Here is a 17,324-nt window from a genome sequence, read left to right as displayed (position 1 = left end):
GCCGAGCCCCCTGGAGAACGGCGTCCGGGCAACCGGGCAGCGGCGTCCAAGCCCCCGGAGGGCGGCGGCATGGTTCAGTTCAGGCCACGGCGGCTGCGCGCGTTGATCTCGGCGGCGCGGGCGCGGAGCTCGCGCAGGGGCGTGGCGAGCTGGACGTCGCCGGGCTCGGCCTCCCACTCGCCGCCGCCGTGGACGGCGCGGATCAGGAAGCGCCCGGAAGCACTCCGCACGAAGAAGCCGACCCGCCCCGTGGCGGTGTCGCGGACGAGGTCGCCGACCTCGGGCACTGGCTGCACGCAACCCCTCCGTCCCGTCCCGCACGCTGCATGGGGACACCCAGGGAAACGCGGAGACCCCGCCCTGTCAACGTATCTCTAGAGATGTCCCCCGATGGATGGATCACGAGGGCAGGACGGCGCACACGTGTGCACCCTGGGCTCGGGGAGCCCCTTAGGGTGTCCCGCAGACGAAGGGAGTGGTCCACCCGTGACCGACCAGGACGGCACTCGTCGGCCCAAGTACCAGCGCATCGCGGATGAGTTGAGGACGGCTATCGAGTCCGGCGACTTCGCGCCGGGCGACCGGCTCCCCGGCGAGAACGACCTCATGTCCACCTACGAGGTGGCCCGGATGACCGCCCGCCAGGCCCTCGCGGTCCTGCGCGGCGAGGGCCTCACGGAGGCCCGCAGAGGGGCCGGTGTCTTCGTCCGCGCCTTCCGGCCGCTGCGCCGCCGCGGCATCCCGCGCCTCGCCGGGGACGGCTGGGGCGGCGGCCGCTCGGTGTGGGCGGCGGAGGTGGAGAACCGGGCTCTGGTGGTGGACCAGATCGTGGTGTCGGAGGAGGAGGCCGGGAGCCGGATTGCGGACGCCCTGGACCTGGCGCCGCACACCCCCGTCTGCGTCCGCAGCCGGCGCTTCGTCCTGGACGACAAGCCGGTCCTGCTGTCGGTCTCGTACCTCTCCGCCGAGCTGGTCCGCGGCACGCCCGTGGCCCGGCCCGACACGGGCCCCGGCGGCACGTACGCCCGCCTCGGCGAGCTGGGCCACCGCCCGGTCCGCTTCCGCGAGGAGATCCGCTGCCGGATGCCGACGGCGGACGAGACCGACCGCCTGACCCTCCCCCCGGGCACCCCGGTGGTCCTCATCGGCCGCACGGCCTTCACGGACCAGGGCCGGCCGGTCGAACTCAACGAGATGACCCTGGACGCGTCGTCCTACATCCTGGAGTACGACTTCGACGCGTGAGACACCGCCGGCGGCGGCCTCCTCACCCCTCCCGAGCGGCGGGAACCTCCCCCTTCCCCTGCCCGCCCCCCTGAAGATCGGCGCTGACCTGCCCGCCCAGCGTCATCACGTTCAGCGTGGCGGCGTTCTCGTTGGCGATGGCCTTCTCGACCCGGGCGACGAGCAGGGTGAACGCATCCCGCTCGAACAGCCCCCGGTAGGGCCCGACCCGGGTCTCGAAGTAGACCCGCTCGTACCCGAGCAGCTGCTCGGTGGACCGGTAGTTCTTCCACTGCTCGCGATACCGGTAGACGCTCTCCAGGGACACCGCCGCGACCACGACCACGCTCAGCACGGTGGCGGTGACCCGGGCGAACCCGGCGTCCAGGTTCACGAACACCGGCACCAGCGCCCCGCCCACGACGGACACGGTCCGCATCCGCAGATGCATCGCCTTCATCCGCGTCGCCTTGACGTCGTACCACTCCTGATACTGCGCGAGCCGCCCCTCGACATACCCGTGCGCCGTCATGTCCCCACCGCTCACGCCCACTTCGGGCGCGTCCCCCACGTCGACCATCCCCGGAGTAGACCCGCCCGGCGTCCCCCCGGTCAACTCACCACCCCGTTCCCCCCGAACACCCCGGCGCGATACGTTCCCCCCGCCCACCACCACTCCACCCGAGGAGCCGTCATGACGACCACTTCCCCCCGCACCCGCCTCGCCCTGGCCCTCCTCGCCACCACAGCCGCCGCCCTCACGACCCTCCTGACCACCCCCACCTCCACCACCACCGACGCGAGCGACCGCGAAACGGGCACGGTCAAGCCCGTCACCCTGGCCAAGTCGGCAGGCGACAAGAAGGTGGACGTCATCAAGTAGCCCCCGGAACCACACCGAAGGCCCCGAACCATGATCGGTCCGGGGCCTCGGCACCGGTGGGCGCGGACGGTTTCGAACCGCCGACATCTGCTGTGTAGGCCTGTCACCCGCACCTGATCCGTCACCGCAGCTCACCCCCACTGCACCCTGCGGCGGCTCCCCCTAGCCGTCGATCCCGCAGCGACCCTCCAGTGACCGTGGTCGACCGCTCGATCTGGCACACAACCGGCACGGGTGGGCTCGGAACGCGAACCGCTTGCTCACGTCAGACACTGCTCGTGCCGGCAGTCATCGTTTCGCCGGTGCAAGCGCCGCAGATCCTGCAAGGCGGCCATGGGAAACGGGTGCAGCATCCACTTCTCCAGGTACCCGTCCTCCCCGTGCTCCAGCAGTACGGCCTCGGCCGCTTCCTTCACCGCGTGGCACAACACGCCACGAGGCTGGGTGGACCTCCAGAGAAGGGTGCCGCCCGTCTCGTCAGGCGAACCCCAACTCACTGCCCCGTCCGGGAACTCAAAGACGTCGATGGCCACGTCCGCCCCTTGGCGCCGGAGCAGCCACCTCGTCTCCATGGGCTCGCGGTCGAACGAAAAGCGCTCACAGGACGAGTCCCCGTAGAGCCCCGTCATGGCGTAAAGCAGGTCGGCCAAGGCGTCCGTGCAGTAGCCGAAGTAGGTCTCATGCTCCGAAGCGCCGTCGGTAATCCGGTAGGTAACCCACCCAGGGCCGCTCAGTGCCCAGCTGAACTGAAGATTGCCCGCCATCCTTACCCCTCCCGAGTTGGTCGCAGGCCTGTCATCGGTTGACAGGGATCTCGTAGACGATCTCGCGCCCCGCCCAGCTATCTGCCATCGGGCTCTCCACCGCATCGAAGAGCACCACCAGCACATATCCAGCTCGAAGCCGTGGGGCATGTGAATCGGCTGCTCAGGAGCCGTCCCAGGTCGTGATCGACCGTCCCCGTTGATGTCAGAAGTGGACGCCGAAGGCCCCGGACCATGATCGGTCCGGGGCCTTCGCACTGGTGGGCGCGGACGGTTTCGAACCGCCGACATCTGCTTTGTAAGAGCAGCGCTCTACCCCTGAGCTACGCACCCGTGGAAGGCAACACAGTACATGGCGGACGGGTGGGTGGGGCAAACCCGTAGGGGTGGGGGGACAGCCCCACCACCGGGTGGGTGGGTTGCCGGATCGTGGGTGGGGGTGGGGGTGCGTAGGTTCGGAGGGTCGGGGTGTGTCGGGCGGTGCGGGGTTCTTGGGGGTTGTCGTGGGTGCTTGGCGGCGCGGGGTCGTCGGGGGTGTCGGGGTGCTGGTGCTTCTGGGCGGGGTCGTGGGGTGCGGGGGGCCGGAGGTGGAGGGGGCGCCTGTGGAGCGGCGGGCGTTCGCGTTCGGCGGGGAGGCGTTGGTGGTGGACGTGGAGGGGTCCGATGTGGAGGTCGTGCCCGATGACGTCGAGGACGTGCGGGTGGAGCGGCAGGTCGAGGGGTGGGTGTTCATGGGGACCGGGCCGAAGGCCAGTTGGGGGCTGGCGGACGGGCGGCTCTCGCTGAAGGTGGAGTGCGGCGGCGTCGCCTCGAACTGCGGGGCCGTGCACCGGGTGCGGGTGCCCCGCGCGGTGGCGGTGTCCGTCGAGGGGGACAACGGGGACGTGACGGTCGCGGGGTTCGCCACGCCGGTGAAGGTGCGCTCGGACAACGGGGACGTGCGGGTGCGGACCGTGTCCGGGCCGCTCGACATCGGGAGCGAGAACGGGGACGTGACCGTCGAGGCCTCCGCCACCTCCCCCGAGGTCGTGACCCGCTCCGACAACGGGGACGTGCGGATCACGCTCGGCTCCGTGCCCCGCCGGGTCGACGTCGCCGGCGAGAACGGTGACCTCACCGTCGCCCTGCCCTCCGCCGCGTACGACGTCACCGGCACCTCCGAGAACGGCGACCGCAGCATCGACGTCCCCGAGGGGCGCGGCAGCGGCCGCACCGTGAGCGTCCGCAGCGACAACGGCGACGTCGTCGTGCGCACGGCGAACTGATCGGCCCGTGTGTTCGTCCCTACCGGTGGGAGAATGAACCGGACGGGGCACGGCGGACACGGCACGGGAGAGGGACGTTGGCGGCGAGCGGCGAGACATCCTCGGGGGACGGTACGGCGCCCAGGACCGGTTCCACCTGGCGGCTGGCCCTCGCGCTTCCGCTGCTCGCCGTGGCGCTGCTGCCGCAGTCGTTCGCCGGCGGCGGGACCCGGCGGTGGTTCGGAGGGCGCGGGGAGGGTCAGCGGGCCGAGGCGCAGGCCGCGAAGGACGCCGCCGCCTCCGCCTTCTACGAGCTCGACACCGCCCAGCGCGGAATGCGGATCACCATCGAGACGATCACCGCCGTCGACGGGTCTCCGGAGGCGCAGCGGGCCGTCGAGGGGTTCGCGGCGCTGGGGCGGCGGATCGACGAGGTGTCGCACGCCTACATCTCCGCCGTCGACGCCCACGATCTCGACCGGGACGAGCTCGACGCCGGCACCGCCTCCCGGGCCCGGGCCGAGCTGACCCGTGCCAGGGAGGAGCTGGAACGGGTCAAGGAGGAGCTCGACCGCTTCGAGAGCGGGCTCGCTCCGCTGCTCGGACGGGCCGAGACCCAGCTCGCGCGGCTCGCGCCCGCCGTGGAGCGGGCGCGGCAGGCGCTGCGCGGGGCGAGCGACGCGCTCGACGCCGTACGCGGGAAGGGGCTGCGCGCCGACGATCTCGCGGCCCGGCTCGCCGCGCTCGGGCCCGAGCTGACCCGGCTCAACGAGGGAGCCGGCCGGCACGGCGTCGCCGAGACCCTCCAGCGGGCCGACCGGGTGCTGCGGGACGCCGAGGCGGTACGGGCCGAGGCCGAGCGGCTGCCGGAGCGGGCCGCCGAGATCGACAAGCGCCTGGTGTCCCTGCGGACCCGGGCGCAGGCGCTCACGACCCGGTCGGAGGCGGTCGAGCCGGTGCTCTCGGAGCTGCGCCGCCGGTACTCGGTGGCCTGCTGGCAGGACCTCCAGCACGTGCCGGAGCAGGCCGCCGAGGCCGTACGGCAGGCCGAGGAGCGGCTGGCGGAGGCGACGGCGGCGCGGGCCGAGCAGCGCTGGCCGGACGCGGTCGCGCTGCTCTCGACCGTACGGGCGCTGCTCGACACGACCGGGGAGGCCGTGTCGGCGGCCGGTGACCGGCTGCGGCGGCTCGACGCGGTCGCGAAGGACCCGAAGACGGAGACGGACCGGGCCAGGTTCGCGGTGCGGGACGCGCAGCGGCTCGCCATGGAGGGCCGGCAGCGGCCCGATCCGCGGCACGCCGGACCCCTCGACGAGGCCGTGGCCCGGATCGACCGGGCTGTCGCCGGGCTCGAGGGGCGCCACCCCGACTACTGGCACTTCCTGATGGAGCTGGAGGCCGTACGGGCCGCGGCCGCCACCGTCGTCACCGCCATCCGCGAGGAACGCGGCGCCGGTGCGCACTGAGTGGCGGTGCGCACTGAGTGGTGGTGCGCGGCGAGGGGCTAAGCGGTGATGCGCGTTGAGGTACTGACCGTGGTGCGCGTCGAGGGGTGGCGCGCCGAGCGGCGTGTTCTGAGCGGGCGGGGAGTTCCGTGCCCAGGAACGGGGGCCGCCAGGCGAAGCGCACCCCCGGCCGGAGCCCCCTGCCCGTCGCCCGTCCCCGCCGCTAACCTGGCCCCATGCCTCGTTACGAATACCGCTGCCGCACCTGTGGTGACACCTTCGAGCTGAGCCGGCCGATGGCCGAGTCCTCGGCGCCTGCCGCCTGCCCCGCCGGGCACGACGACACCGTGAAGCTGCTGTCGGCCGTGGCCGTCGGCGGCTCGGCCTCGGCCGGCCCCGCCCCGAGCGGTGGCGGGGGCGGCGGAGGCGGCTGCTGCGGCGGGGGCTGCTGCGGCTGACGTTCGGTCGAGCGCCGCGGGGCGGAAGGGGCGGAGGATCGTCTCCGCCGCCCCGCCGGAACGGCCTGGTCAGCCGAGTGCCGCCGCGCGGAAGCGGCGGAGGATCTCCTCGCCGGCCGCAACGCCCCGCTCCGCGAGGACGTGCAGGTGCGGGGCGGTCCACGCGCTGTCGGCGAGTTCGCCGTGGCCCGGGCGCCAGGCGCGGTCCGCGGCGAGCAGCAGGTCCGCGTCGAGGAGCGAGTCGCCGGCGGCGAGGGTGAGCGCGGCGCCGGTGCGCCGGGCGACCTCGCGGACGGCGGCGCTCTTCGTGAGCGGCTTCGGGACCGCGTACACCTTGCGGCCCTGGAGCGAGACCGTCCAGCCGCGGTCGCCGGCCCAGGCGCCGAAGCGGTCCAGCCAGTCCTCCGGAAGTCGCTCGCGCTCGACGACGAGGTAGGCGAAGAGGTCCTCGGCGACCCGGTGCTTGCGGACCCAGGACAGGTCCGTCGTCGCGGTGAGGTAGGCGCGGATCTCCGAGAGCGGCGCGCACTCGTCGGCGAGCCGGCGGACGACGGAGGCGTGCCAGTCGTCGTCGGTGACGCCGTCGACGAGGATGTGACCGCCGTTGGAGCAGATCGCGTACTTCGGTGTGGTGCCGGGGAGTTGGATGCGCTGGTACTGCTTGCGCGTCCTGGTCGTGGTGGGCACGAAGACGGTCTCGGCGGTGAGGCGCGCGAGGAGCTCGGCGGCCTCCTCGGTCATGTACGAGAGCGGCTTGGACTCGTGGACCTCGACGCACAGCAGCCGGGGCGCCTGCGCGTCCGGCATGCCGAGGGCGAGGGCCGCGGTCGAGTAGATCAGGGTGCGGTCGAGGTCGCTGGCGACGAGCGTCGTCCCGGAGACGGGCGCGGGCGCGGAGGCGCGCGCGGACTCGGAGTCGGGAGCGGATGCGGGCGCGGAGACGGGCGCGGGCGCGGAGACGGGAACAGAGACGGAGGCGGGCGCGGAAGCGGGGGCGGTGGCGGTGGCCGGGGTGGTGGCGAAGGCGTTCATCGGGACACCACTGCCTTGCCGTCGGCGCCTGTCGCACCCCGTGTGTACTGGGGGTGGATCAGGCCCACGCAGGTGTACGGGAGGTCGTCGACCTCCTCGACCGGGACGCCGCGCTGCTCCGCGAGCAGGCGGACGTGGGCGAGGTCGGCGCCGGCGCCGCGTCGGGCGAGGATCTTCCAGGGGACGCGTCGGAGGAGGACGCGGGTGGTCTCGCCGACGCCCGGCTTCACCAGGTTGACGTCGTGGATCCCGTACTCCTCGCTGATCCGCTCGACGGCCGCCCAGCCCTCCCAGGTGGGGGTGCGGTCGCCGGCGAGGAGGTCCTTCACGTCGCGGTCGACGGTGTCGGCGACCTCGTCGAAGCGGGCCTCCACGGCGTCGAGGAAGGCGTTCGAGACGTCGGCGCCGGCCAGGTCGCGGTAGAACTTGGCGCCGTGGAAGTCGTCCGCGCCGACCAGGTCGGAGCGGAGCACCGTCCGGGATATCAGGCCGGAGACGGTGGAGTTGAGGCAGGCGGAGGGGATGAGGAAGTCCTCGCGGGTGCCGTAGGTGCGGACGCAGGAGCCGGGGTCGGCGAGGACCGCGATCTCCGGGTCGAAGCCGGCGAACTCCTCGGACTCCCGCAGGGCGGCGGCGAGTTCGCGGGTGATCGCGCCCTTGCCGGTCCAGCCGTCGACGAAGACGACGTCGGACGGGTCGTGGTGGGCGGCGAGCCAGCGCAGGGCGTTGGCGTCGATGCCGCGGCCGCGGACGATGGAGACGGCGTAGTGGGGCAGTTCGAGGCCGTGGCGGCGGTGCGCCCAGCGGCGCATGAGGACGCCGACGGGGGTGCCGGCGCGGGCGAGCGAGACGAGGACCGGAGGGCCGGGGCGGCCGGCCTTCTCGGCCAGGACGGTCTCGGTGACGGTGCCGACCGCGTGGGCGATGCGGGCGGCGGAGGACTCCAGGGCGCTGTGGAAGAGCTCCTGGTAGCGGGCGCTCGGCTGGTACTCGACGGGCAGCGACTCGGCGTAGTGCGCGCCGCCGCTCTGGATGGCTTCCTCGCGTTCCTCGGTGGGCGCCTCCAGCTCGACGTCCGAGAGGTCCTGGAGCAGCCAGCCGACCTCCTCGGGGGCGTACGAGGAGAAGGTCGGGCCGCGGAGGGGCTCGGGCAGCATGGAGCTCCTTTCGGGAGCTTCGGATCCGATGGCTACGGATGATCCGACGGCTACGGATGACCGGATCGACTCGGATGATCCGATCGCTTCGGATTCGGTTTCGGCGACCGGTTCCACGGCCGCCTGCGGGTGCGGGTGCGGTGCGGAGGGCGACGCGGCCCGCGGCGCGTACGACGGGACGACCGCCAGGACGACGTGCGGGATGTGGGCGGCGAGCTGGGCGAGCAGGCCCTCGGGGGCGTGCAGCTCCGGGGTGTCGGCGGCCGAGTCGACGACGGCGACGACGGCGTCGTAGCCGCCGCCCGCCACGTTGTAGGCGTACCGCTCGCCGGGGCCGTCGGCGGGGGCGTCGTGGGCGGGGAAGACGAGCCGGGTGCGGATGGCGTAGCCGGGGTCGTCGACGGCGAGGACGGGCGAGCGGGTGGTGGTGGAGTAGCGGACGTCGAGTCCGGCGTCCTCCAGGGCTCCGGCGAGCCGCAGCGGCGCGTACATCAGTTCCTCGAAGCCGAGGACGAGCACGCGGGGGGCGCGGGGGGCGCCGCCGGGGGCCGGGGCCGTCGTACCGACGGCGAGCGCCTCGGTGAGGGCGTCCGTCATCACCGGCAGGGCCGCCTCCAGGCGGGCGCGGTGGGCGGGCGTGAAGCCGTGCCGGCCGCCGTCGGGGAGCTCGGCGGGCCAGTCGAGGTCGACGCGTACGGGGGTGGCGACGGCCGCGTACCCGCCGCGGGAGCGCGGTGCCGGGGCGGTCCCGCCGGCGGGCTCGTGCCGGGCGACGAGCTCCTGGCCCTTCTCCAGGACGCCGTCCGGGAGGCCGACGGTGCCGGCGGCGAGGCTGATCAGGTCGACGCGGGCGCCTATCTCGGCGGCGAAGCCGGTGAGCCGGTCGCGGTCGGCGGGGGCGCGCATGTCGACCAGGGCGACGACGACGTACCGGTCACGGGGGTAGCGCTCGTGGAGGCCGCGGATGGTGTTGAGGACGGTGTTGCCGGTGGAGAACTCGTCGTCGACGAGGACCAGGGGGCCCTTGCCCGCCAGCAGCTCGGGGTCCTCGGGGAGGAGGAGGTGCGAGGTGGCGTGGGAGTGGGACTCCTCGAAGCCGCCCGCGGTGGCGACGCCGGCGACGGGGCGGCGGGTGGAGTGGAGGTACGGGGCGGTGCCGAGGCCGTCGGCGACGGCGTGGCCGAGGGCGGTGGCGGTCTCCGCGTAGCCGAGGACGACGGCGTTCTCGGCCTCGTCGGCGCCGAGGAGCTCGCGGACGCGCAGGCCGAGGCCGAGGCCGGAGCCGTAGACGACGGAGGGGTGCTGCGGCACGTGCTTGCCGAGCACGCTGGAGACGAGCAGGTGGGCCCGCTTGGGGTTGCGGCGCAGCGCGAGGCCGAGGAGCGCCGTCAGATCCTCGTCGCCGACGAGCTCGACGCCGAGTCGCTCCGCGACCCATGTTCCGGTCCACACCACGTCGCCGCGGTCCTTTCGTTCGGCCGGCCAGGAGGCCGGCGGTGAGGGCAGTCAGCCGGCGAGGCCGGCGGTGAGCAGTTCCACGAAACCGACGTCCTCGCGGGCGACGCCGAAGACCTCGGCGCGGACGAGGGTGCGCTCGGCCCAGGCGCGGTGCGGTTTCACTTCGTTCATCTTGTTCGTGTAGGCGGAGCGGAGCACTCCGCCGCCGTCCCGCTCGGGCCGGAGGATGTCCTGGGCGTCGCTCCACTCCTCGTGGCTGACCACGGAGAGCGCGTGGACGGGCAGCACGTGGGTGGGGTGGATGCAGGTCTTGCCGAGGAGGCCGTTGGCGCGGTCGAGCTCGATCTCGCGGAGCAGGCCGTCCATGTCGTGCTCGATGAGGGCGGTGCGCAGGTCCTCGGCGCGGCCCTCCAGGAAGGGGCTGCGGCGCAGCTGGGGCTTGAAGATGCGCTCGCCGGGGCGGAAGTACTCCCAGACGGGTCCGGTGATGGTGAAGCCGGTGCCGTCGGCGCGGCCGAGGACGTTGACGACGTCGGCGATGACGTGGGCGACGACCTTGACGTCGTAGGCGGTCATGTCGGGTGAGCGGCGGAGTCCGTAGGCGGAGCAGAAGTCGGTGACGCCGAGGCGGAGGGCGAGGACGTGCTCGCGGTACTTCTCGGTGATCGAGGCGATGCCGGCGAGGGTCTCGGCCCGGGTCTCCAGGTGGAGGAGCTCGGGGGACTCCAGGACGGGCATGGCGTAGAGGCGGCGCCCGGCGGTGTGCTCGGCCCGGGTGAGGGCTTCGAGGAAGGCGGCGCCGCGGGCCTCGGTGAATTTGGGCAGTACGAATCCGGCCAGCAGGCCGATCGTGTCGCCGAGGCGGGCGGTGAGGTCGGTGATCTGGTGGGGTTCGCGGACGCGGACGAAGAGGAGGGGTACGTCGGGGCCGCCGGCGGCCCGTGCGTCGGCGAGGTCGCGGAACTGGCGGACCAGGTTCTCCTCGCCGGCCTCGACGTCGGCGTCGCTGATCGAATCCTCCAGGCAGAGGACCATGGAGACGACTCCGCGGGCGGCCTGCTTGCGGATGTCGTCGGCGAGCCGGGGCCGGGTGGCGGGGCTGTAGAGGGTGGCGCCGAGGGCTACCGCGAGCGTGCGTGCGGGCGAGTCGGCGGTGAACTCGGCCGGCTCGTGGTGGAACAACCCGTTCCGCACCGCGGACGGGATGTGCCCGAAATGACGCATGTGAAGCCCCCGTCTGGTTGCCTGGGCCGTGTTGATAGGTGGCCGGTAATAGTACGTAGGTGCGGGTGTCCGTAGTTCCCACCCTGCATGAAATCCAGGTAACTCGTCCCCGTCGGACACCCCGCTTCCCCTTGGTTCCGCCCGGTGGACTCTCCGTGATCCCGCCAGGTGAACCCCTCCGGCTCCGCCGGCCGGGCGCCGCCCGACCCGCCGGGTGGACCGCCTCCCTCCGATTCCGCCGGGTGCGTTCCCTCCGATTCCGTCGGGTGCACCCCTCCGGCTCCGCCGACCGGACGCCCCTCGATCCCACCAGGTGGACTCCCTCCCTCCGATTCCGTCAGGTGCACCCCTCCGGCTCCGCGTCCCGGACGCCCCCGGTTCCGCCGGATGGACGGGTGCGGGCGCGGCCCTCGCGGCGTCCGGGACGCGACCGGTGGCGGCGGCTCCGCTACACGTGGTGCCCCCGCGTTGTCCCCCGGTCGGGCAGGAGGGCAGGATGGCCGTCATGACGCACGCGATGCTGAAGGGCTCCAACGTCCCTCTCGACACCGCGGCCGTACGGGCCGTGCTCCGCTGGACCCCGGGCCCCGGGGTCCCCGACGTGGACGCCTCCGCCCTGGTCCTCGGTCCCGACGGGCGGTGCCGCTCCGACGAGGACTTCGTCTTCTACAACCAGCCCCGCCACCCCTCGGGCCTGGTGCGGCGGCTGCCGAAGAAGCGGGTCGCGGACGGGCTGACGGACACCGTCGAGGCCGACCTCGGGGCGCTCGCCCCCTCCATCGACCGGGTGGTCCTCGCCGCCTCCTCGGACGGCGGGACCTTCCGCTCGGTGACGGACCTGCGGATCGTGCTGTACGACGCCACCGTCGCGCCCGAACGGGAGCTGGCGCTCTTCGACGTGACGGCGGAGACCGGCGAGGAGACCGCGGTCATCTGCGGCGAGCTGTACCGCCGCGGCGAGGGGTGGAAGTTCCGCGCGGTCGGCCAGGGCTATCCGACCGGTCTGGTGGGTCTGGCGACGGACTTCGGGATCTCGGTCGACGAGGACGCCGAGGAGCCGGACGGCGCGCCCGGGACGTCCGCGGAGGCCTCCGTGGACGCGCTCGCCGAGACCGCGGCCGTCGACGCCGCCGAGGCCGGTACGGGCTCCGCCCCGCACGGCGACCTCGACGCGACCGTCGTGCACGCCCCCGTGCCGCCGGTGCCGACCGTCCCGCCCATGCCGGACCGGGCGCCCTCCTACGGCTACCCGCAGCCGCAGGTGCCGGGCCCCGGGCCCTCGTACGGCTATCCGCAGCCCGTCCACGCCGGGCAGGGCGCGGAGCCGGTCCACGAGTTCCGGATGCCGCCGATGGGTCCGCAGTTCCAGAACGGCCGCTCCTAGGTCGTCTCCGCCGGGCCGCGTCATGGGCCCGGCGGGGTCCGGGGGAAGCCGCCCAGGGCTTCCGGGGGGTGCCGGGGGCGCGGTCAGGTCTTCGTCTTGTAGCCGCGGCCCCACTGGAGGCCCCAGCCGTAGAGCCGGTCCAGCTCGGCCTGGAAGCCGTACACGAACCGCACCTCGCGCCGGACGAGCAGTTCGCCCTTGCTGTTGTCCACGGAGAAGACGGCGCAGGAGCGGGCCTGCGGGGCGCGCTCGTCGAGCTCGATCTCGATCCGGGGGCCGTTGCTCGGATAGAGCGTGATCTTGGCGTGCGTCCGGTCGAAGGCCGGCGTCTGGTCGTAGATGTACGCGAAGAACAGCAGCCGCTTGATCTCGTCCTTGTGGTCGAGGTTGACGAAGATCGTCTCGCCCGAGGGGGCGCCGAACCGGTCGTCGCCGCTGAGCTTGACGTACGGGGCGGTGTTGAGGTCGCCGAAGAAGCCGCCGAGCGGCTGCACCACGCCCTTGCTGCCGTCCTTGAGCTCGTACAGGCAGCCGAGGTCGAGGTCGACGTTGACCATGCCCTGGGTGTGGGCCTGGACGACCTCGGGCTTGAAGAACTGGGCGGGGTTGCGCAGCAGCCGGCCGCTCTGCCGGGAGCGGCCCTCGATGTCGGAGGTCCGCATCCGCCAGGAGAGGTTGACGCGGAGGTTGCCGGTGGCGCCGCCCTGCTGGGCCAGCGAGACCGTGGGGCGGCGCCTGGTCAGGTCGATGGTGTGGGACGCGCCCACACCCGTGTCGAAGGACGTCGTCCGCCCCGGAATCAGGTTGTCCCAGAAGGCCATCGGGCCCCCACCCCCCACAATCGGTCGCTTGCCCGGCCGTCACACGCCTGCGGGGCGACCGGACGGGCCGGTCGCCCCGCAGGGAAGCGTTCCTCATTGTCCCCGGTGTCACACCCCGTGGCGGGGCGCACACCAGGGTGCAGGGTGTCACACCCCGGAGCTCACCTCGGCCTTGTCCCCGGAGGAGCCGGAGCCGCCGTCGGCCGCCGCCAGCGCGCGGTTGCGGCGGACCGAGGACCAGAAGGACCAGGCGATCAGGATGACGCCGATGGAGCCGGTGATGACCTCGGGGATCTCGTGCTGGATGGTGACCAGGAGGAGGACGGCGAGGGCGCCGATGGCGTAGTGGGCGCCGTGCTCCAGGTACACGTACTCGTCCAGGGTGCCCTGCTTGACCAGGTAGACCGTGAGGGACCGGACGTACATGGCGCCGACGCCGAGGCCGAGCGCCATCAGGACGATGTCGTTGGTGACGGCGAAGGCGCCGATGACCCCGTCGAAGGAGAAGGAGGCGTCGAGGACCTCCAGGTACAGGAACATGAAGAAGGCGGCCTTGCCGGCCAGCTGGACCGCGGAGACCTTCTTGCCGCTGCGCCGGGCCGCTTCCTCGGCCTCGTGCTCGCGCTCCTCCTCTTCCTCCAGCTTGCCCTCGAAGAAGCCGGAGAGACCGCCGACGACGAGGTACGTGATGAGGCCGGCGATGCCGGAGATGAGGACCGTCTGCGCCTTGTCGACGTGGGCGCCGCCGTGCTGGTGGGCCTGGGTCGCGAAGGTCATCGAGGTGACGAGCAGGACGATCAGCGCGATGCAGACCGACAGCATGTCGACCTTGCCGAGCTTGGCGAGCGGGCGCTCGATCCAGCGGAGCCACTGGATGTCACGGTCCTCGAAGATGAAGTCGAGGAAGATCATCAGAAGGAACATGCCACCGAAAGCGGCGATCGACGGGTGCGCGTCGGTGACGAGTTCCTGGTAGCGGTCCGCGTCGTTGAGCGCGAGGTCGACGGCCTCGATCGGGCCGATCTTCGCACTGACCGCGACGATCAGGACGGGGAAGACCAGTCGCATTCCGAAGACGGCGATCAGAATGCCGATGGTGAGGAAGATCTTCTGCCAGAAGGCATTCATCTTCTTCAGGATGCCGGCGTTGACCACCGCGTTGTCGAAGGAGAGCGAGATCTCGAGGACGCAGAGGATCGCGACGATCCCGAAGGCCTCCCACCCCCCGTAGAACACCGCGGCGACCAGGCCGAGCGCGGTGATCGCGAACGACCAGCCGAAGGTTTTCAGAACCACTGCCTACCCCATTGTGTGATAACGCGGCTTTACGAAACGTTGACCCCGAAGTCTAGAGCGATGCCCCTCAGCCCGGACGCGTACCCCTGACCGACCGCGCGGAACTTCCATTCGCCGTTGTAGCGGTAGAGCTCGCCGAAGATCATCGCGGTCTCGGTCGAGGCGTCCTCGGAGAGGTCGTACCGGGCCAGTTCCTGACCGTCCGCCTGGTTCACCACGCGGATGAAGGCGTTGCTGACCTGACCGAACGTCTGGCCGCGGTTGTCGGCGTCGTGGATGGAGACCGGGAAGACGATCTTGTCGCACTGGGGCGGGACGCGGGTGAGGTCCACGATCAGCGACTCGTCGTCGCCGTCGCCCTCGCCCGTGAGGTTGTCACCGGTGTGCTCGACCGAACCCTCGGGGCTGCGCAGCTGGTTGTAGAAGACGAAGTACTCGTCACCGAGCACCCGGCCGGCCTGACACATCAGCGCGCTGGCGTCGAGGTCGAAGGGGGCTCCGGTGGTGGACCGCGCGTCCCAGCCGAGACCCACGAGGACCTTGACGAGGTTGGGTGCGGCCTTGGAGAGGGAGACGTTGCCTCCCTTGGCGAGCGTGACGCCCATGGTGTTCGGTTCCTCCCCGGTGGATGCTGCTGCCATGAGGCACGTCCGGCGCCGCACGTGAGGTGCGGCGCCGGACGTCGTCGAGCGGGGTCCGGTCCCGGGCCTCGACGGCCCGGCCCGGACGGCCCTGGAGGTGTTCGGCTCAGACGTTGACGCCGAAGTCCTGCGCGATGCCGCGCAGACCCGAGGCGTAACCCTGGCCGACCGCGCGGAACTTCCACTCCGCGCCGTGGCGGTACAGCTCGCCGAAGACCATGGCGGTCTCGGTCGAGGCGTCCTCGGAGAGGTCGTACCGCGCGATCTCGGCGCCGCCGGCCTGGTTCACGACGCGGATGAACGCGTTGCGCACCTGGCCGAAGGACTGCTGGCGGTTCTCGGCGTCGTAGATGGACACCGGGAAGACGATCTTGGACACGTCGGCCGGCACGCCGGCCAGGTTGACCTTGACCTGCTCGTCGTCGCCCTCGCCCTCACCGGTGAGGTTGTCACCGGTGTGCTCGACGGAACCGTCGGCGCTCTTGAGGTTGTTGAAGAAGACGAAGTCCTGGTCGTTCCGCACCTTGCCGGCCTCGCTCACCAGGATGGCGCTGGCGTCGAGGTCGAAGTCCGTACCGGTGGTGGTGCGGACGTCCCAGCCCAGACCGACGGTCACGGCGGTGAGGCCAGGGGCCTCCTTGGTCAGCGAGACGTTGCCGCCCTTGCTGAGGCTGACTCCCACGAGTCCCTCCATCATTGGTTTCCAGGGGCAGCGCCCCCGGTCGTGCGTTGGCATCGGATCAACGACTGGATCCTAGTGACGGGTTCCCAGTCGAAACAGACGATTCGCCCGGGGAATCGGGGGTGTCGGCCCCGAGCCGCCGATTTCCGGTCCGCCGCGGCGGGCTCAGAGGGTTTCGAGGGCCTTCACGTACGCGTCGAGGTCACGGGCGTCCGGCAGGGCGTTGACGACCGTCCAGCGGACGACGCCCTCCTTGTCGATGATGAAGGTGCCGCGGACGGCGCAGCCCTTGTCCTCGTCGAAGACGCCGTAGGCGCGGGACGCCTCGCCGTGCTTCCAGAAGTCGGAGAGGAGCGGGTACTCCAGGCCCTCCTGCTCGGCGAAGACGCGCAGGGTGTGGATGGAGTCGTTGGAGACGGCGAGGAGCTGGGTGTCGTCGTTGACGAACGCCGGCAGGTTGTCGCGGAGCTCGCACAGCTCGCCGGTGCACACGCCGGTGAAGGCGAAGGGGTAGAAGAGCAGCACCACGTTCTTCTCGCCGCGGTAGTCGGAGAGCCTCACGGTGCGCCCGTGGTTGTCCTTGAGCTCGAAATCGGGGGCCTTGGTGCCGACCTCGATCGCCATCGCGTACGCATCCCTTCGACGGGGCCCGGCCTCTGGGCCGAACCGGTGAACCCCACCCTACGGCCTGGCCGGCGGCCCGCCGCGCGCCCGCCGCGGGCCGGGGCGTCGGTGCGCGAAAGCCCCCGCCGTGGCGACGGCGGGGGCTTCGCGCAGCAGGGGATCAGCGCTTGGGAGCGGCCAGGCGGGTGCCCGTCCAGTCCTTGGCGACGCTGATGCTCTTGGTCTGGGAGAGACCTGCGGTCTGCGCGGCATCGTTGATGTCGCTCGGCTCGATGTAGCCGTCGCGGCCGGTCTTGGGGGTCAGCAGCCAGATGTTGCCGCCGTCCTCCAGCAGACCGATGCTGTCCACCAGTGCGTCGGTGAGATCACCGTCCTCGTCACGGAACCAGAGGACGACGGCGTCTGCGACGTCGTCGTAGTCCTCGTCCACGAGCTCCTGGCCGATGATGGACTCGATGCCTTCACGGAGATCCTGGTCGACGTCTTCGTCGTAGCCGATCTCCTGGACCACCTGTCCGGGCTCGAACCCCAGCCTCGTCGCCGGGTTGGTCCGCTCCTCCGCGTGGTCCGCGGTCGCGCTCACGGCTTGCCTCCTGATCATGTATCGGAAAATGCTCGGGCCGCGCATGCGCGCGGCGCTGGCCGTAGTCCACACGTGACGGGGCGGATCGCGCAAGTACCCGGCCGTGGAGACCGCCGAAACGGTGACGTTTGGGGCCGTCTCACCGCAACTTCCGGCCGCTGCCGGCAGCTCTCCGTGATCGGGAGTACACGATTCGTCCCGCTTCGCGGGCTTCTGCGGTTTCAGTCTGCCGAACGCTTTGCCGAAACGCATGCGCGGATTGGGCGTAAGGTTGCGATTTGACCGCACCCTTTGCGCAGGGAGGGCGCAGGGAGGATCTCCTCTCGGTAAAGATGACGTGTGCCGCGAGCCGGGTACACGATGGACGTCCCCGGCCTCGGACATCCCGGCCTCCACGGGGCTCC

General features: G+C 71.9%; 18 protein-coding genes and 1 tRNA gene. 6 read left to right on the top strand and 13 right to left on the bottom strand.

Annotation, left to right across the window (positions count from 1 at the left end; genetic code table 11):
• Positions 1-74: 74 nt before the first annotated feature.
• A complete protein-coding gene (locus ACF1BN_RS06595; RefSeq protein ID WP_392330433.1) occupies positions 75-296 on the bottom strand; it encodes a hypothetical protein in 222 nt (73 codons plus the stop codon).
• Between the two features lie 190 nt (positions 297-486).
• Here ACF1BN_RS06595 and ACF1BN_RS06590 point away from each other — a divergent pair, with 190 nt between their 5' ends.
• Entirely contained in the window at positions 487-1,245 is a 759-nt protein-coding gene (locus ACF1BN_RS06590; protein WP_392330432.1) for a GntR family transcriptional regulator, read from the top strand.
• A 22-nt stretch (positions 1,246-1,267) separates the two neighbouring features.
• Here the strand turns inward: ACF1BN_RS06590 and ACF1BN_RS06585 are convergent, their stop codons facing one another.
• Positions 1,268-1,804, bottom strand: coding sequence for a DUF4231 domain-containing protein (locus ACF1BN_RS06585; RefSeq protein ID WP_392330431.1), 537 nt, complete (start codon positions 1,802-1,804; stop codon positions 1,268-1,270).
• Positions 1,805-1,918: 114 nt separating this feature from the next.
• Between ACF1BN_RS06585 and ACF1BN_RS06580 the strand changes: the two genes are divergently transcribed.
• Positions 1,919-2,107 (top strand): hypothetical protein, encoded by a 189-nt coding sequence (locus tag ACF1BN_RS06580; RefSeq protein ID WP_392330430.1) that lies wholly within the window; start codon positions 1,919-1,921, stop codon positions 2,105-2,107.
• Between the two features lie 260 nt (positions 2,108-2,367).
• On the opposite strand, the gene ACF1BN_RS06575 is transcribed toward ACF1BN_RS06580, so the two are convergent.
• Both ACF1BN_RS06575 and ACF1BN_RS06570 read right to left on the bottom strand, forming a co-directional pair.
• On the bottom strand, positions 2,368-2,871 hold the full coding sequence (locus ACF1BN_RS06575; RefSeq protein ID WP_392330429.1) for a hypothetical protein: 504 nt from the start codon (positions 2,869-2,871) through the stop codon (positions 2,368-2,370).
• A gap of 258 nt (positions 2,872-3,129) precedes the next feature.
• Positions 3,130-3,204: transfer RNA gene (locus ACF1BN_RS06570), tRNA-Val, on the bottom strand.
• A 209-nt stretch (positions 3,205-3,413) separates the two neighbouring features.
• Between ACF1BN_RS06570 and ACF1BN_RS06565 the strand changes: the two genes are divergently transcribed.
• The 3 genes from ACF1BN_RS06565 to ACF1BN_RS06555 all read left to right on the top strand — a co-directional run bounded on the left by ACF1BN_RS06565 (position 3,414) and on the right by ACF1BN_RS06555 (position 6,018).
• Positions 3,414-4,136: a DUF4097 family beta strand repeat-containing protein gene (locus ACF1BN_RS06565; protein ID WP_392330428.1), complete on the top strand. Its 723-nt coding sequence runs from the start codon at positions 3,414-3,416 to the stop codon at positions 4,134-4,136.
• Positions 4,137-4,213: 77 nt separating this feature from the next.
• Entirely contained in the window at positions 4,214-5,581 is a 1,368-nt protein-coding gene (locus ACF1BN_RS06560; RefSeq protein WP_392330427.1) for a hypothetical protein, read from the top strand.
• A 215-nt stretch (positions 5,582-5,796) separates the two neighbouring features.
• Positions 5,797-6,018, top strand: a complete 222-nt coding sequence (locus tag ACF1BN_RS06555) for a zinc ribbon domain-containing protein (RefSeq protein ID WP_392330426.1) — start codon at positions 5,797-5,799, stop codon at positions 6,016-6,018.
• A gap of 69 nt (positions 6,019-6,087) precedes the next feature.
• Here the strand turns inward: ACF1BN_RS06555 and ACF1BN_RS06550 are convergent, their stop codons facing one another.
• Genes ACF1BN_RS06550 through ACF1BN_RS06540 form a run of 3 tightly spaced genes read right to left on the bottom strand, consistent with a single transcriptional unit; the run spans position 6,088 to position 10,889 of the window.
• Positions 6,088-7,050 (bottom strand): HAD family hydrolase, encoded by a 963-nt coding sequence (locus tag ACF1BN_RS06550; protein WP_392330425.1) that lies wholly within the window; start codon positions 7,048-7,050, stop codon positions 6,088-6,090.
• A complete protein-coding gene (locus ACF1BN_RS06545) occupies positions 7,047-9,662 on the bottom strand; it encodes a phosphoribosyltransferase (RefSeq protein ID WP_392330424.1) in 2,616 nt (871 codons plus the stop codon). Before ACF1BN_RS06545 ends, ACF1BN_RS06550 begins: the two co-directional genes overlap by 4 nt.
• Positions 9,663-9,713: 51 nt before the next feature.
• A complete protein-coding gene (locus ACF1BN_RS06540; protein WP_392330423.1) occupies positions 9,714-10,889 on the bottom strand; it encodes an HpcH/HpaI aldolase/citrate lyase family protein in 1,176 nt (391 codons plus the stop codon).
• A gap of 496 nt (positions 10,890-11,385) precedes the next feature.
• On the opposite strand from ACF1BN_RS06540, the gene ACF1BN_RS06535 reads away from it, so the two are divergent.
• Positions 11,386-12,273 (top strand): TerD family protein, encoded by an 888-nt coding sequence (locus ACF1BN_RS06535; protein WP_392330422.1) that lies wholly within the window; start codon positions 11,386-11,388, stop codon positions 12,271-12,273.
• Between the two features lie 83 nt (positions 12,274-12,356).
• On the opposite strand, the gene ACF1BN_RS06530 is transcribed toward ACF1BN_RS06535, so the two are convergent.
• The 6 genes from ACF1BN_RS06530 to ACF1BN_RS06505 all read right to left on the bottom strand — a co-directional run bounded on the left by ACF1BN_RS06530 (position 12,357) and on the right by ACF1BN_RS06505 (position 16,920).
• Positions 12,357-13,094: a Tellurium resistance gene (locus tag ACF1BN_RS06530; RefSeq protein ID WP_392330421.1), complete on the bottom strand. Its 738-nt coding sequence runs from the start codon at positions 13,092-13,094 to the stop codon at positions 12,357-12,359.
• Between the two features lie 147 nt (positions 13,095-13,241).
• A complete protein-coding gene (locus ACF1BN_RS06525; RefSeq protein WP_392330420.1) occupies positions 13,242-14,390 on the bottom strand; it encodes a DUF475 domain-containing protein in 1,149 nt (382 codons plus the stop codon).
• Positions 14,391-14,419: 29 nt separating this feature from the next.
• Positions 14,420-14,995, bottom strand: coding sequence for a TerD family protein (locus tag ACF1BN_RS06520; RefSeq protein WP_360311473.1), 576 nt, complete (start codon positions 14,993-14,995; stop codon positions 14,420-14,422).
• A 142-nt stretch (positions 14,996-15,137) separates the two neighbouring features.
• A complete protein-coding gene (locus ACF1BN_RS06515) occupies positions 15,138-15,713 on the bottom strand; it encodes a TerD family protein (RefSeq protein WP_360311373.1) in 576 nt (191 codons plus the stop codon).
• Between the two features lie 165 nt (positions 15,714-15,878).
• Positions 15,879-16,337, bottom strand: coding sequence for a peroxiredoxin (locus tag ACF1BN_RS06510; RefSeq protein ID WP_392330419.1), 459 nt, complete (start codon positions 16,335-16,337; stop codon positions 15,879-15,881).
• Positions 16,338-16,497: 160 nt separating this feature from the next.
• Complete coding sequence (locus ACF1BN_RS06505) at positions 16,498-16,920, bottom strand: DUF3052 domain-containing protein (protein WP_392330418.1); 423 nt, start codon at positions 16,918-16,920, stop codon at positions 16,498-16,500.
• Positions 16,921-17,324: the final 404 nt, after the last annotated feature.

The organism is Streptomyces sp. NPDC014861 (assembly GCF_043081625.1).
Lineage (GTDB): Bacteria > Actinomycetota > Actinomycetes > Streptomycetales > Streptomycetaceae > Streptomyces.
The sequence above is the reverse complement of the archived record's forward strand: the minus strand, read 5'-3'. Positions and strand labels throughout refer to the sequence as shown.